The 16,050-nt window shown below is 37.6% G+C and carries 15 protein-coding genes; 9 read left to right on the top strand and 6 right to left on the bottom strand.

Annotation, left to right across the window (positions count from 1 at the left end):
• Window positions 1-197 precede the first annotated feature (197 nt).
• From LVD47_RS09465 to LVD47_RS09435, 7 genes are all read left to right on the top strand, one after another.
• Window positions 198-1,211, top strand: a complete 1,014-nt coding sequence (locus LVD47_RS09465; RefSeq protein WP_236975525.1) for a ThuA domain-containing protein — start codon at window positions 198-200, stop codon at window positions 1,209-1,211.
• A 71-nt stretch (window positions 1,212-1,282) separates the two neighbouring features.
• Window positions 1,283-2,134 carry a sugar phosphate isomerase/epimerase family protein gene (locus tag LVD47_RS09460; protein WP_236975523.1) on the top strand — a complete coding sequence of 284 codons (852 nt, stop codon included), beginning with the start codon at window positions 1,283-1,285 and terminating at the stop codon, window positions 2,132-2,134.
• A gap of 11 nt (window positions 2,135-2,145) precedes the next feature.
• Entirely contained in the window at window positions 2,146-2,976 is an 831-nt protein-coding gene (locus LVD47_RS09455) for a sugar phosphate isomerase/epimerase family protein (RefSeq protein ID WP_236975521.1), read from the top strand.
• Window positions 2,977-2,987: 11 nt separating this feature from the next.
• Window positions 2,988-3,794 carry an alpha/beta fold hydrolase gene (locus LVD47_RS09450; RefSeq protein WP_236975519.1) on the top strand — a complete coding sequence of 269 codons (807 nt, stop codon included), beginning with the start codon at window positions 2,988-2,990 and terminating at the stop codon, window positions 3,792-3,794.
• A 281-nt stretch (window positions 3,795-4,075) separates the two neighbouring features.
• Window positions 4,076-6,874 carry an alpha-L-rhamnosidase gene (locus LVD47_RS09445; RefSeq protein ID WP_236975517.1) on the top strand — a complete coding sequence of 933 codons (2,799 nt, stop codon included), beginning with the start codon at window positions 4,076-4,078 and terminating at the stop codon, window positions 6,872-6,874.
• 121 nt (window positions 6,875-6,995) lie between these two features.
• Complete coding sequence (locus LVD47_RS09440) at window positions 6,996-7,808, top strand: universal stress protein (RefSeq protein ID WP_236975516.1); 813 nt, start codon at window positions 6,996-6,998, stop codon at window positions 7,806-7,808.
• 107 nt (window positions 7,809-7,915) lie between these two features.
• Window positions 7,916-8,629: an LOG family protein gene (locus LVD47_RS09435; protein WP_236975515.1), complete on the top strand. Its 714-nt coding sequence runs from the start codon at window positions 7,916-7,918 to the stop codon at window positions 8,627-8,629.
• 13 nt (window positions 8,630-8,642) lie between these two features.
• On the opposite strand, the gene LVD47_RS09430 is transcribed toward LVD47_RS09435, so the two are convergent.
• The 4 genes from LVD47_RS09430 to LVD47_RS09415 form a co-directional block, all read right to left on the bottom strand.
• A complete protein-coding gene (locus LVD47_RS09430; RefSeq protein ID WP_236975514.1) occupies window positions 8,643-9,077 on the bottom strand; it encodes a CBS domain-containing protein in 435 nt (144 codons plus the stop codon).
• Between the two features lie 150 nt (window positions 9,078-9,227).
• Window positions 9,228-9,668 (bottom strand): Hsp20/alpha crystallin family protein, encoded by a 441-nt coding sequence (locus tag LVD47_RS09425; RefSeq protein ID WP_236975513.1) that lies wholly within the window; start codon window positions 9,666-9,668, stop codon window positions 9,228-9,230.
• A gap of 363 nt (window positions 9,669-10,031) precedes the next feature.
• Window positions 10,032-10,829 carry a universal stress protein gene (locus LVD47_RS09420; RefSeq protein ID WP_236975512.1) on the bottom strand — a complete coding sequence of 266 codons (798 nt, stop codon included), beginning with the start codon at window positions 10,827-10,829 and terminating at the stop codon, window positions 10,032-10,034.
• A gap of 15 nt (window positions 10,830-10,844) precedes the next feature.
• Complete coding sequence (locus LVD47_RS09415; RefSeq protein ID WP_236975511.1) at window positions 10,845-11,939, bottom strand: universal stress protein; 1,095 nt, start codon at window positions 11,937-11,939, stop codon at window positions 10,845-10,847.
• Window positions 11,940-12,102: 163 nt separating this feature from the next.
• Between LVD47_RS09415 and LVD47_RS09410 the strand changes: the two genes are divergently transcribed.
• Window positions 12,103-13,320 (top strand): PAS domain-containing sensor histidine kinase, encoded by a 1,218-nt coding sequence (locus tag LVD47_RS09410; RefSeq protein WP_236975510.1) that lies wholly within the window; start codon window positions 12,103-12,105, stop codon window positions 13,318-13,320.
• 2 nt (window positions 13,321-13,322) lie between these two features.
• On the top strand, window positions 13,323-14,357 hold the full coding sequence (locus LVD47_RS09405; RefSeq protein WP_236975508.1) for a response regulator: 1,035 nt from the start codon (window positions 13,323-13,325) through the stop codon (window positions 14,355-14,357).
• Between the two features lie 45 nt (window positions 14,358-14,402).
• On the opposite strand, the gene LVD47_RS09400 is transcribed toward LVD47_RS09405, so the two are convergent.
• Together LVD47_RS09400 and LVD47_RS09395 are read right to left on the bottom strand one after the other, a co-directional pair.
• The gene (locus LVD47_RS09400) at window positions 14,403-14,978 is read right to left on the bottom strand and encodes a hypothetical protein (protein ID WP_236975506.1); all 576 of its coding nucleotides are present in this window, start codon (window positions 14,976-14,978) and stop codon (window positions 14,403-14,405) included.
• Window positions 14,963-15,607, bottom strand: a complete 645-nt coding sequence (locus LVD47_RS09395; protein ID WP_255785070.1) for a transposase — start codon at window positions 15,605-15,607, stop codon at window positions 14,963-14,965. Before LVD47_RS09395 ends, LVD47_RS09400 begins: the two co-directional genes overlap by 16 nt.
• Window positions 15,608-16,050 lie beyond the last annotated feature (443 nt).

Raw genomic sequence — 16,050 nt, 5'->3', positions numbered from 1 at the left:
CTTTTATTTTTCGTGATGTAGGTGTCATTTTTAAACAAATTATTATTTTCCTGCAATGCAGGTAAAATTCGTTTTATCTTAATTTAACTTTAATGGTCCCGGCGAAATAGAATTCAAAAAAGGTGAAGTAAAGGAATTGCGATCATGTCAACAATTTTTACGAACTTCAGAATATTCATTGGTAAATAAAAAAGTATATGAAAGGAATTAAAATTATATCGGCAGTCTTGTTGGTTTTTTCGATAGCTATTTCTATTAATGCCCAGAATGATCCTCGGTGGCTGAACTTCGAACCGGAGTCAAAACAATCTAATGGTAAGCATGTGGTCTTAATAAGTGGAGATGAAGAATATCGTTCAGAAGAAGGAATGCCGATGCTCGCAAAAATTTTGACGCACCATCATGGTTTTAAGACTACTGTACTTTTTTCTATTGATGAAAGTTCAGGGGAAATAAATCCCAATCATCAGACCAATATCCCCGGGATGCATCATTTGAAGTCAGCTGATCTAGTCATAATGTTGATTCGCTTCAGGGAATTGCCCAAAGAGCAGATGGATTATTTTGCTGATTACCTGAAAGCCGGCAAGCCGATTATTGGATTGAGGACCTCTACCCATGCATTCAGGTATAGCCGGGATAAAGGAAGCCCCCATGCTAAGTATGATTTTGCATCTAAAGCTGAAGGTTGGAATGGAGGATTTGGTAAAAAAATATTAGGAGAAACCTGGATTAATCATCACGGGATTCACGGAAAAGAAGGAACACGAGCATTAGTAGACGGAATTGCAAAGCGCAATGACCACCCAATTTTGAAAGGGGTTGTTGACATTTGGGGTCCTACAGATGTGTATGGTTTGACAGACGTGCCGGAGGGTTCAGAGGTATTACTCTGGGGGCAATCAACTAATGGAATGACGGCGGATGCACCGGTAAATTGGGAAAAACCTATTATGCCAGTTGCCTGGGCCAAAACGTATAAAATCGAAAATGGTAACGAGGGCAAGGTCTTAGCTACAACTATGGGTGCTTCAATAGACCTGTTAAGTGAAGATCTCCGGAGAATGATCATTAACGGAGCTTATTGGGCGATTGACAGAGAAGATAAGATTGACGAAGAATTGAATGTAGAGATAGTGGGTGATTATAATCCGACCATGTTTGGTTTTGATCAATATAAAAAAGGAAGAAAACCGGAGTTCTATAAATAACCAGTAATTGTGTGGAATTTAGAAAAAGACGATTTAACTTGAAAATTAAGAATTAAAAGATATTTTATATTATGGCAAAAATTGGATTTAATATTCTGGCTTGGTCTGCCTCTGTTTCGGAGGAAATGTATCCTGTCGTCGAACGGCTGAAAGAAATTGGATATGATGGTGTTGAATGTTTTTATGGAACCGACAACGAAAAGGAATACCAAAAGTTTGGAGACTTTTGCAGGAAAATTGGAATTGAAGTGACTTGTGTGTTGGGCCTTGGACCGGAACAAAACCCTATAAGCCCGGATTCAAAAACAAGAAATGCCGGTTTGGAGCAAATAAAATGGGCTATTGATCGGGCAGAATCTATGGATTCCCATCTTATATGTGGCCCTTTTCACTCTGCTTTTGCTACATTCAGGGATAAAGCACCTGATGAAAATGAATACCACTGGAGTGCTGAAATACTTTATCAGGCGGGGGAATATGCCAAACAGGCCAATGTTATTTTAACTCCGGAAGCTATTAATCGTTTTGAATGTTACCTTTGCAATACGATGGAACAATTGACGGGGTTGATTAATATGGTGAATCATCCAAATGTGAAAGCTCACTTTGATACCCATCATGCCAATATCGAAGAAAAGAGTGTTGCCGACGCCATCAAAACGGTAGCTCCTGTGCTTGGACACGTTCACATCAGTGAAAATGACCGGGGTACACCGGGTGAAGGGCATATAGATTTTGATGAGAGCTTTAGCACACTCAGGGAAGTAGGGTACGATGGATGGTTTACGATTGAGGCATTCACCAGGAATGATCCGGGTTTTGCCAATTCAATTAATGTATGGAGGGAATATTCCGAACCCTGGGATGTTGCAAAAAAAGGTTTTGAATTAATAAAGAATAAATTATCTGAACACGGATTTTAAAAGTAATAAATATGACGATTGAAGAATTACCGTTTCGATTTGGATCGGAAGTGTACACGTGGTTTATGAAGAATGAAGGCAAGGCATATGAAGGGAAATTGGGACACATGATAGAAGTGATTTCTAGTTCGGGTTTTGAAGGAATTCAACCCATCTTTTCCTGGATGGGTGAGCTTAGGGATAGCGAGAGATTATCAGATAAATTGGATGAAGAAGGTATAGAATTGTCCGCATTATCCCTGGTATTAGACTGGAACCATGACGGTGAGACAGAATTTGAACGCAGAGAAGCAGATGAAGCGATTGAATTGTTGGAAAACTTTCCAGGGGCCGTTTTATGTACAGTGCAAATGCCAACCAGTAGGAAGGATTTAGTAAAACGAAGAGAAAACTTGATCAAAAATGTAAATGCTGTTTCGCAAAGAGCGTCGGATAAGGGGGTTACCTGTAGTTTTCATCCTAATTCTCCAGAAACATCAATTACCCGTACTGAAGAGGATTACAAAGTGATCCTGGAGGGGCTTAACGCTTCGGTAACGGGTTGGACCCCCGATGTAGGCCATATTATCAATGGGGGGATGGATCCACTGGAAAAGATGAAAGAATATGAATCACTAATCAATCATCTTCACTATAAGGATTGGGATGGTAATCCTGAATTCGTATTAATGGGAAAGGGCAAAATTGACCTCATTAAAATAACTCAATGGCTTAAAGATATAGAATTCGATGGATGGATAGTTTGTGAGGATGAAGGCCAGGAAGCGCTAAAGGATCCGGACTGGGTTACAGAGCATGATGGAGACTGGATTCACAATACATTAATTCCGGAAATTCGATAAAACAATTTAATATGCCTTTTGCTAATGTCAATGGAATCCGGATGTTTTATGACCAGAAAGGGGAAGGAGAACCGCTTTTACTAATTATGGGAATTACTGCTCGAGGGGAAGTTTGGGAGAAACACTTAAATTACTGGTCACAATATTTTCATTGTATTATAGCAGACAATAGAGGTGTCGGATTAACCGATGCTCCACCAGGTTCTTATTCATCAGCTGAAATGGCAACCGATTATGCCGGATTGCTGGAACATTTGGATATTGAAAGTTGCTCTGTAATCGGGTGCTCGATGGGAAGTATTATTGCGCAACAGTTAGCAATATTATTCCCAGAGAGAGTGAGTTCTCTGGTGTTGATGTGTACCTGGTCTTATTGTGATAATAAAACCAGTTCCATATTTGAGTTAATGAAAATTTATAAAGAAAGGCTTGAACCTGGGGAGTTTGCTCACTATATCCAACAGTTAATTTATTCAAAAAAGACCTGGGATGATGAAAAGCAGTTAATTACCTTTCAACAAGATCGAAAAACTGCTTCTTCAGAAGAAGTTCCCCAATCTTTACTAGGTCTCAAAGGACAGGCTGATGCGTGCATAGCTCACAATACGTTTGATGAGTTGCGCTCAATATCACAACCTACCCTCGTAATTGGCGGTGGGGAAGATCGGTTTGTACCCGATTGGATGTTGCGCGAAATAGCAGATGAAATCCCCCATTCGACTTTATATGTATATAAGGATGCAGGCCATGCCTTTCACTGGGAGCATATAGAGGATTTTAACCCCAGGATAAAAAAGTGGATTATAGCCGAAAAATAAAGGATGTAAGGGATATAAATAATTCCGGATCGGCCATTTCCTAAACGCTGTAGATCCAATTAAATATTCACTCTTTTTCAGACTGTGTTTCTACAAAGAAGAGGTTAAATAATAAATACTTACCTATGGTTTCTCTGATTTACCTTTTCTAAATTTAATGCGGAGAATGAATAATATTTGTTCTCATAGGTAATGAGTAATCTTAAATTTTAGTCAATAACATGGAGTGGGGACAAACAAAAAAAAAGACGATCTGGACTGTTTTTTTATTCATAATAGGTATGAATTTGTACGCAGAGGGTATTCTGCCGGTCAATTTACGAACGGAGTATAAAATCAATCCATTTGTAGATGTTATTTCGCCTAGATTAAGTTGGGAACTGACATCACCTGTAAATAACCAGTTTCAAAGTGCTTATCAAATAATTGTCTCATCTTCCCAAGACCTTTGTGCCTCCTCAAAAGGGGATACCTGGGATTCAGGGAAGATAGAGTCCTCTGCAACCAATCAAATTAAGTACGCTGGAAAAGAGCTTCATTCGGGAATGCGCGTTTGGTGGAAGGTAAGGGCGTGGGATAAAAATGGCGATGTCGGTCCATGGAGTGAAATGGCGTACTGGGAAATGGGATTATTGGAAAAAAAGGATTGGAAAGCGGATTGGATTGGCCTGGATTTACGGGAAAATTTTACCGACAGCGAATACGATTTACCTCCTACTCCTTATTTGAGAAAGAATATTCAATTGCGAAAAGAAGTCAAATCAGCCAGGTTATATATTTCAGCATTAGGTTTGGTTGAATTTAAGATCAATGGGAATAAAGTAGGGGATGACTATTTTGTGCCGGGTTGGACCGATTACAATGAAAGGGTTTACTATCAGGCTTATGATGTTACGGATTTAATCAAGCCGGGAGAAAATACACTTGGGGCTCATTTGTCATACGGATGGTATTCGGGATACCTGGGATATGCCTTATTGGTAGGGACCTCTAAAGTAAGGGATTTTTACGGTAGGACTCCATTGATGAAAGCGCAAGTGAGAATTGAGTATACAGATGGATCTACTGATTATATAGTTTCCGATAAAGATTGGAAAGGGTGTTCAAGTCCTTTAATTGAATCGGATATGCTACAAGGGGAAATGTATGATGCGAGGAAGGAAATCGCTGGCTGGGACAAACCGGGGTTCGATGACAGCGATTGGGAGGAAGTTCTTTCCTCTGAGGATAGTCCGCAAAGAGAAATTGAATTATACCCGGGAAATCCTGTCCGTGTAATCGATGAATTTACTCCCAGGGAAATAATTCCATCTGGTGATAAGAAGCATATAGTAGATTTGGGGCAAAACTTTGCAGGTATAATCCGGCTTAAAGTAAAGGGGAACCCAGGTGATACGGTGACTTTGAGATATGGTGAAATGTTGCATCCGGATGGAAGGTTGGTAACTGAAAATTTGCGAAGGGCAAGAGCTACGGATTATTATATTTTAAAAGGGGACCCTAACGGGGAAACCTGGATGCCAACGTTTACTTTTCACGGGTTTCAGTATGTAGAAGTTTCCGGTCTAGATGAGGTGAGTGATAGAACAATAACAGGATTGGCATTGAGTTCAGATACAAAATTAGTAGGTGATTTTGATACAGATTCTCCCATGTTAAATCAGTTATATAGTAACATAGTTTGGACCCAGTTCGCGAACTATATCGATATTCCTACGGATTGCCCCCAGAGAGATGAGAGATTAGGGTGGACCGGTGACGCTCAAATATATGTGAAGTCCGCGACTTTCAATACCGATGTTGCCGCATTTTATACAAAATGGGTGAGAGATTTGAACGATGCCCAATGGTCAAATGGTGCGTATCCGATTTATGCCCCTATGCCCAAGACCGATTTGGCTACTCCAGCTATCCGAGGTACGGACAAATATTCACCCGGATGGTCAGAGGCCGGTATCATCTGCCCATATGAAATATATGAAACGTATGGAGATACCGAGATTGTAAAGAGTTCCTGGGAGAATATGGTGGCGTATATGGAATTTTTAAAAGAAAAGAGTGGAGGAGATTATGTTTTTGAGGAAGGGGCATTCGAAGAAATAAGTCCCAAGGGTGGATTTGGTGATTGGCTTTCTGTTGGTAAAAAAACACCTCCTGATTTATTAGCTACCATGTATTATGCGTATTGTGCCGAATTAATGGGAGCGATGGCCGATGCCATTGGTAAGAAGGAAGAGGCTGGGAATTATAGAGAGTTATTTAAAAAGATTAAAGAAAGTATGGTAAGGCACTATACCGATGAGTCTGGAAAATTTGTGACGGATACTTTAGTATACGGAGATGGCTCAGGGTATGTAGACGGTCAACTGGGATTCCGTGGACATACGCAAACGGCCTATGCAAATGCTATATATATGGGACTTGTGGAAGGAGAGGACAAGAGAAAGGCCGGTGATTGGTTATCCGATTTAGTCGCTGGAAATGATGGAAAACTGGCTACGGGATTTTTGGGGTTCAAACCTTTGCTTCCAGCATTGTCTACTACCGGGCATATCCAAACGGCCTATGATTTAATTTTAAGTACGGAATATCCATCCTTGGGTTTTGAAGTAGTAAATGGTGCCACTTCAATATGGGAGCGGTGGGATAGTTATACTCTGGATGAAGGATTTGTTCACAATGCCTCAATGAATTCATTTAGCCATTACGCTTTTGGCTCAGTATGCGAATGGATGTTTGAGTTTATGGCTGGAATTCAGGTTGTAGATCCTGGATATCGCAGTTTTTCTATTAACCCAGTTATACCCCAGAAAGGATTGTCAAATGTCTCGGCAACTTACCATTCTATAAACGGCTTAATAGAATCTGCCTGGGAAAAAACGGGAAATGATTTGATTATGGATATTACAGTACCAGTAAATACCACTGCAAATATTTGTATACCCGGGCAAATGGATAAAATAACAATAAATGGGGAAGGTATCAAAACAGATAAATTTTTATTTGTTGACCGGAGGGCTGATATGACAATAGTAAAGACCGGATCAGGTAAATATAAGATTAAGGTTTCGGATCGGTAGGGGATAATTGATTAATATCATTTGTGCCGTTAAGGAAAATCAAGTAATTTTTTGTATTTTAAGGATAGTTTAGCGCTGTAAAGAAACATAATAATTCACGATAAATTAAAATATTTCAACAATGCGCAAAGTATTATTCGCAACAGATTTTTCAGACAGTGCAGAGGGAGCTTTATCATTCTTAGCTGAAATGATCGAAGGTCGAGAAATAGAGGTAGATTTGATTCATGTATTTGACATACCTATTCCGATAGCATCAGCTGTTACTCATAAGGCCATGATCGACATGATCAAGGAGCGTAGACATGCGGTTAAAAAACAACTTAGAGATGTCCTGGAACAATTTCCTAAAGAGCAACGCGGGAATGTTCACGCTGTTCACGGTGCCTATCCATCTACGGAAATATCAGAATTAGCAGAAGAGGAGGGAGTAGATTTTATTATAATGGCCATGAGGCAAAAATACAGCCTCTTTGATAAGATTATTGGTAGTTCTACAGCTCATACGATTCAAAAATCAGATATACCCGTTTTAGCTATCCCTAATGGTGCCAAGTATTCTGATTTTAAATCAATTTTGTTTCCAACCAATATGAATATTGATGATCGATTGGAAGGCCAAGAAAAGAAGGCATTGGAATGGCTTTATAATTTTTGGGAATTATTTGATAATCCGGAGGTTAATATGATCCATGTAACTGAAGATGAGTCGGTTTTGGAGTCACGGGTGCACAATAAGCCGTTTGCGGAAATGGAGTTTATTGTGACGAGTGCTGATTCCGTTGAGAAAGGAATTTTGAATTATCTTGAGAGTCATAACATTGATCTTATTGCAGTATATAAGCCAAACAGGGGATTTTGGGAGCGTCTATACCATTCAAGTGTTACTCGTAAACTTTTGATTAAAAGCAGAATTCCATTATTGGTGTTTTGAGTTGATCGTCTTTTTGTCATATATTGTTATTGATAAGAAATGAATTGAATTCATTTTCCTAAGCGCTAAGCGAGAAGGAAGAAACAAAAAGTTTTATCTTTTAAGGTATGAAAAATATTAACCGTCTCAATGATTATCTTGAGGGACCAGGAAGTCGTTTTAGTGAATTTAAGTTTACTTTCAAAGTAATGCGACAGTTTATCAAGGGCTTTAGGAAACTACATTTTGTGGGCCCTTGTATTACTGTTTTTGGTTCTGCCCGATTTCGGGATGATCATAAATATTATCGATTAGCATATGAGGTGGGTAAAGAAATATCCAGATTTGGGTTTACTGTTATGACTGGAGGTGGTCCTGGGATAATGGAAGCTGCGAATAAAGGGGCTTTTGACCAGGGAGGTAAGTCTGTAGGGTGCAACATAATCCTACCTCATGAACAAAATCCCAATCCCTATATGGATACCTGGGTAGAATTTGATCATTTTTTTGTACGAAAAGTCTTATTACTGAAGTATTCTTATGCTTTTTTTGTGTTGCCGGGTGGATGGGGAACCATGGATGAATTATTTGAAACCCTGACGCTCATACAGACAGGCATCCTCAAAAATTTCCCTGTGGTTGTAATGGGTAAAGAGTACTTTCAGCAATTAAATCAATACCTTGATTTTATGATTGAGGAAGGAACTATTTCCCGGACTGATTTGGAATTGATTTTGTTTACTGATTCGGTAGATGAAGCATTTGATCATTTGTCTCATTATCTTGAAATCAATTACAAATTGAAAATGCGAAGAAAGAGAATGTGGGTATTAGGAGAATAAAGGGTCTAAATAGTTACTTATGATAAATAAATTTTAAAATATCATACGGTGTAACGATTCCCACACATTGTCCGGAATCATTACAAATGATAGTTGAATGAATCTTATTCTCAAGAAATAACTTTATAGCATCTTTCACAGGGGCGTCTTCATGAAGGCAAATGGGATTCTCTACCATAATATCTTTGGCTAGAAGACTTTGGAATAAACGGTCATTTTCCATTTGAGATTGTTCTTTACTCCAATCCATATTTGAGAAATGATGTTTTAATGTATTATAATCATGGGTGCTAATAATACCTACAGGTTTTAAATTATTATTTACTACCGGAATATGATGAATAGATTGACTAGCAAATAAATGGGAAAAGTCGGAAAAAACATCATTCTGACCAACAGATTGTATTGCCTTGGTCATGATTTTTGCAAGTGGTGTTTGTAAGTCCATTTATTGAAGTTAATAAAAAAAAAGAGGTTGAAAAAAACGTATAATCAGTTCGCTTACCAAAAGCAGATAAAATGTGCTAGGGTACATTTTGAATTCTGCAATTTCTGGAATTGATGTATCGTTTGAACTGTTCCAACCTCCAATTTGATTTTATGATACATTGATAGTTTTTGAGTTGGAGATATTTTCTTGTAATTTAGGTATTTCAATTTTTAATATACCTTCATTATAGGAAGCATGAATGGAGTCAATATCTATACTTTTGGGTAACTGGAAAGACCTTTGAAAAGAGTGATAGCTGTATTCTTTTCTTGTATAATTTTCATTTTTTTCTTCATCTTCCTTTTTATCTTCCGAAAAAATAGTAAGTTTTGATTCATCTACCTCTATGATGAAATCTTCCTTGGCTTTTCCGGGAGCGGCCAATTCAATGGTATAGGATTCGTTTGATTCTTTAATGTTGGCGAGAGGAAAATCGTTTCCCTTTAAAGATGTGTTTACCAGGCCGGTATCTATATCCCAAAACGGATCCCGGAAAAATGAATTGAAAAAAGGTGATAACTTTTGACTTGATTTCGTAATGGTTGACATTTTTTTAGGATTTAAGGTTTTAAAATCAACTGAAAGTTAATGGTATGGGAAATGAAAAACAATGACATAGATTAGGTCGTAAAATGATCCTGATCAATAGTATGCTAGACAACAATAGTAGCCTAATTAAATGGAAAGGCTTTTCTACGAATACCTATCGAGAAAGCGAAGCTTCAATTGAAATCCCTACCTGGACTCCGATCAGGATAGGTCGACCTGAAATTTGTTAGTGGGCGTTTTTTATTGACCGGGACTTTATTAAAAATACAGGTAGAAATCTATATATTTTCATTATTGATACAAAAAAAACTTGTTTCAATTAAGGTTGAAACAAGTTTTGTAAAATATCTAAATGTTGCTTTTTTATCCGGGTAATACGAGCAAAGGAAAATTGATTTCAAATAATTCAGCCTTTGTGATACTATTATAAAATAGGCGTTGCAACCAGTTCTTTTTTTGATGGATCATTACAAGTATGCTTATATCGTTATTAGATACAAAATTAGCCATTGTAGAAGGTATGTTATTCTCTACTTCGATTGAATGAAATTCAGTTTCAAGTGATGGGAAGAGTGTTTCCATTTTAAAACTTGAAGCCATTTGACCTGCTGATCTGACATTTATGCCAATAATTTTGGCATTGTTGAAATCTGCAATTGATTCTAAAAAAGTAAGGCTATTTCTATGAATACTAACATCATTTTCTATTCCCATGGCTATAGAAGATATAGAATCTAAATTTGACTGTGGAGGAATGGCAAGAACGGGGATGTTGGATTTACGTATTATATACTCGGTAACACTTCCTATCGTTACATCTTTTAAAGCTGATAGCCCTTCTGTACCTATTGAAATTAAGTCAAAACCTTCCTTCTCTGCCAGCTTGGTTGTATAAGATTTGGGATTTTCCAAAACCACAGTACTCGTTACTTTAATTTCTGGATTGATAATTTCAATCGACTCTTTTAATTTATTGAGATCTTCTTTTGCTTGTTGTCTCAACATATCTTCCATCTTTAGAAACATTCCCGCCCTGCTAACAATATTGATGCAGTGAACCAGATGAATTTGTTTATCTTCGAAAGGGTTAATTAGCTTAGCTGCAGCGAGACAAGCGTTTGTAGATGCTTCAGAGAAATCAGTCGGACATAAAATTTTCATATTATAATATAAGTTTTATTTGTTTTCTGTGGTTTTGTGAAAAGACCACACTGGAATTTTTGTAGCTTTATAAATTAAATTTCTGGAGATATTTTGACTTAAAAACTGCTTGAATATAGAGTTACTTTCGGGAAATACTATAATTTCACTTGCATTTTTTTTCTCTGCTTCATCCAAAATGGCTTCTGTTATATTTTTGGCTTTTTGAACAGATACCGAATATCCAAATGGAAACTTTGACTTTTCAAGATTCTCAATTATTTCCTGTTCTTCCATTTTGGAATTGTCTTCATCGTCTGTAACATGTAAAATGTGGCAATGGGTCATCTTATCGAAAATCTTCGTCATTATTTGATTTGATCTGGCATTTATTTCCTCTTCTTCCAGTGCTATTATAGGTTTTGATGGAATTGATTGATATTGAGCATCTTTTGGGATGACTAATACCGGTGTTGATGAGTTTTTTAATACGTTGGTAGCCGTAGAGCCAAACCATTTTGCGATCAAATCGTATTTTTCTCGGGCCCCAAGGGCAATAAGGTTAAATAGTTTATCCGATGAATACTTTAATATGGAATTTGATGGGATCCCGGAAATAATTTCTACATTTTCTATTTGTTCAGGCAATTCTCCTTTTAATGCATCTTTAATATAAGTAATTAGTGAGTTTTTCAAAGCATCTTCACGAGGAGTAGCAGGAACTATTGTTATAGGGTCATTTAAGTCCAATAAACCCGAAAATACATGGATTATAGTCAGAGGCGAGTCGGGGAATCTGTCTATTATATACTTCAATGCATTAATCGAAGCACTGTCGAATTCCATTGGAACCAGTATGTTTTTTTGAAATGTTTTCATTGTTTCATTTTTAATGTAGGTAATAATAGTATTAATAGAACTATTAATATTATTTTTGGGAATGTTGAATATTATATTTTCGTTAATTTCAACCGATGGAATGGATTGAATATTGCTTTTGATATAATCTTCCCAACTTTGAATTTCTACAAAATTCATTTCAATGCCTAATTCATGCATTTTATAGTGAAGAACCGATTTTATATACTCATAATTTGAGGTTGGTGTACCATAAAGTTTTATGTTTATCATGTTCAAATGAATTTATACCAACTAAATAGTTAACGGTTGTTGAATTTGGATTTATGTTTAAGCATTTTGGTATTTTTATTTGAATTCAAATATATTCACGGAAAGAAAATAACAGTATGATTTCTATCAGTCAGTATTATGATAATGCTCATCTAGTAGGATTATGGAAGGTTTAAAGGACATAGCACTTCGGTTGCAAGCTATAATTGATACAGCAATTGATGCAATAATTACCATTGATGAATATGGAATTATAGAAAATTTTAATAATTCTGCGGCTAAGCTGTTTGGCTATACTCCCCAGGAAGTTATTGGGCAGAATGTGAAGGTTTTGATGCCGGACCCCTACCATTCCGAACACGATGGTTATATTCAAAGGTATAAGGATACAAAAGAGCGTCGGATCATCGGTATAGGAAGAGAGGTTTCAGGTCAAAAAAAGAATGGTGTTATTTTTCCTATCCGATTGGCTGTCAGTGAGGTAAAAATGAAGAATCGAACTATTTTTACCGGAATTATTCACGATTTAACTGAAATCAAAAGGGTTGAAAAAGAATTAATTGAGGTTAATACTGCTTTAGAGGAAAAGGTAAGGGTGCGTACATTGGAACTAGAGACCATTGTTAATCAATTGTTGGAAACGAATAAGAAATTGCAGCAAAGAGAGACCGAGTTGGAACTGGCCTTGGATAAAGAAAAAGAATTAAGTGAGCTCAAATCCAGGTTTGTATCTATGGCTTCCCATGAGTTTCGGACTCCTTTGAGTACGATTATGTCATCAGCGGCATTATTATCCAGATATAAACTTGAGGCGGAGCAGGAAAAGCGAGAAAGACATGTCAATAGAATTAAATCCTCTGTTGTTAATTTAACCGGTATTTTAAATGATTTTCTATCCTTGAGTAAATTGGAAGAGGGTAAAATAGCATTAAAAATAAGCAAAATTGATCCCGAAGAACTTTTAAAGGACACTCTGGAGGATATACAAGGATATTTGAAAAAAAATCAAAAATTTGAGATTAAAATTATAGGTGAAAATGGATACGTCGACTCCGATCGTAATATTTTGAAGAATGTCCTTTTTAATGTATTGACGAATGCTATAAAATATTCGGAGGAGGGATCCGGTATTGAATGTACTATTATATTTAGTAAGGCGTCTTTTTCGATCAAAGTCAAAGATCAAGGTATTGGGATACCGGAAGAAGAGCAAAAATACTTATTCGATCGCTTTTTCAGAGCGTCCAATGTCGAAACAATCCAGGGAACAGGATTGGGATTGAATATTGTCAAACAATATGTTGAATTGTTAAGTGGGGATATTAAGTTTGAGAGTAGGTTGGGAGAAGGTACCACTATAGATATTAAATTTCCGTATTAATTATGAAGAAAATTTTAGTTGTTGAAGATAATGATGCCGTGCGTGAGAATATCTGTGAGATTTTGGAATTAGATGGCTTTGAAGTAATATCGGCGATTAATGGGAAAAAGGGAGTAATCCTCGCACAGGAGTGCCATCCGGATCTAATCTTATGCGATGTCATGATGCCGGAGTTGGATGGTTTTGGTATGCTCAAAATTCTTATGAAGAATGAGTTGACAGCAGGTATCCCTTTTATTTTTTTGACAGCGAAAGCTGAAAAAATTGACTATAGAAAAGGAATGGGCTTAGGTGCCGATGATTACCTCACTAAACCTTTTGATGATACTGAACTTCTGGATGCTATCGAAGTAAGATTGAAGAAGTCCAGTTCGCAAAATAATACAGGAAGCGGTAGCCAGCTTATTTCTCCTGAAATGCTGAATAATTTTCTATCAGCATTATCTTTAAATAGGGAAAATCGATTATATCAGAAAAAGGACAAAGTCTATACTATAGGGGGGAATCCCTATTGGGTATTTAAAATATTATCAGGCAAGGTTAAAATGGCCAAAACCAATGAATACGGCAAAGAGTTGATTTACCGGATATTAACGGAGGGAGAAATATTTGGTTACGAATCGGTTTTGTGTGACCAAACATATTTTCATGATACGGTGGCTATGGAAGATACCAAGATCGCTTTGATTCCTACAAAAGAATTTTTGGATGGTATTTTATCTGATGCGAAACTAACATATTACTTTCTACAAAAGTCTTTACAATTGAACATCAGATCGAATGAGCGTTTAATGGAAATGGCATATGGCTCGGTACGTAGTAAAGTAGCGAAAGCTATTATCATGGCCTGCGTAACGGATGATTCTGCCCATGCACAAGTTGTGATATCAAGGGAAGATTTGGCATCATTGGCAGGCACGGCCAAAGAAACTCTGATTCGAACATTGTATGATTTCAAATCAGAAAAACTTATTGATATTGAAGGAAATTCAATATTAATCCTTGATCGTGAGGGGTTAACCACCCTTCCACAGTAATGGTATTAACAGTCATCTAGCTATACATTTTAGAATTTTTCCGAATTAAGGTTTTTTGGAAAATCTGAGATTGGCAAAATAATAGGCAATTTCAGTTTCCGGAGCCCAAGGATCTATCCCGGGTTCTCCTCCGATATTCAATACTATTACTCGATTATGTTTGTCAAGTGCCGATGACAAATCCAACGTAATCTCAGTCCATTTTTGCAATTCATTATCCTGTATTTCAAATGGATCAATGGCCCAATACTGTTGTCCGAATGAACTGTTGCTACCAAAAGACCACATGCTGTTCATAAATCGAGGCCAAAGTTTTTGGAAAGGTGAGTATGCACCCTTATAGGTGGATTTTTCAGGAGCATAAACAGACATCTTTAAATATTTGAACTCCTTTATATTGAATTCATATTCTTTGGGAAGTGCAAATACAAAAGAGGCGCTTCTTGCTTTACAGACCGTTTTGTAAATGTTTTTAAGATTCGCTCCTTCAGGTGCATCCGTGGCGGGATAGGTTATGTCCATAGTCCAATTATGGTCCTGAACTACTCCATCAAGGTGAAACTCATTTTCAATTAAAGAAGATTCTGGTGTGGTTACCAATTCTACTATACCCTCGTCCAATTTTGTTCATGCCGTTTGGCACACAAAGCGGGCATATACAAACAGGCTCGGATATAGGTATTGCCCCGCTTGGAAATAGCAGTTTTGCCCTGGCTCTGTCCGGACTCATTGAATACAATAACCAGGCCCGCATAACTGACCAGTTGCCGGATGTTTCGGATCAAATGGAACCCATTGGTCTCACAAAGAATGGTCAGTACCGTAGCTGGACCTACTCCTTTGATCGTCGCTACCTTGTTCACTTTTTCGTTCAATGTTTCATCGGCTCGTACCAGGCGATCTATTTCCTGCTCTAATTCGGCAATGGCGTCCTCATAAAACTCGATCTGTCGGCGGCGGGTAATGTCCATTGCTGTTGCCGGAGTCTGATGCGCATATTTCAAGGCATGTAACTGGTTTTGGGCCCGATTCTTTTGTTTGATCATCCCCAGCCTTTTGCGGTTCAAGGCTTTTAACACCTTATAGTTCGAAAACATGGGGCTCCAGATGGATAACGTACGTACAATACCCAACTGCGCAATAATCGACGCATCCAGCTCATCGGTCTTCGAATGCAGGTTTAAACTCCGGGCAAAATACTTCACCTGATTAGCCAATACCACACTGACCTGCTGCTCCGACTCATACAAAAATACGCTAGGTCTTCATAATACACTCCCGTCGTTTCCATCACATACTAGGCTGTGCTCCCTTTTCTCGTTTTTGCACCCACTCCATAAGCGCCTTATGTCCCAAAACCGTATTCTTGAATTTCCGCCTCTCTTTGATCTTCACCGCACCCGATTCCTCTCGTTGTTTCAACACCACTTGAAAATCTTCTTTGGCAATATCAATGCTTGCTACTAATTTCTTCACCCTTTTTCCTCGTAACCAATACTAGATATAGGCACCTGGTACTATTCTTTTAATACTATCCAAAGTCCTCGAAGAGAAGAAAAACATAGGTGCAATATCTTTGGCTCGATATACCCTCATTGGCTATCTAGGCATCTTTGCTTCCCCTCTGCTTTCTTTCCTCGTTTTTATAAAACTGAAATGTAATTCTTTATTCCCTTTTTTCCTTCTCACAAAC

It is taken from the genome of Membranihabitans maritimus (assembly GCF_021729145.1).
GTDB lineage: Bacteria > Bacteroidota > Bacteroidia > Chitinophagales > Saprospiraceae > Membranihabitans > Membranihabitans maritimus.
This window is presented reverse-complemented; position numbering and strand designations above follow the sequence as displayed.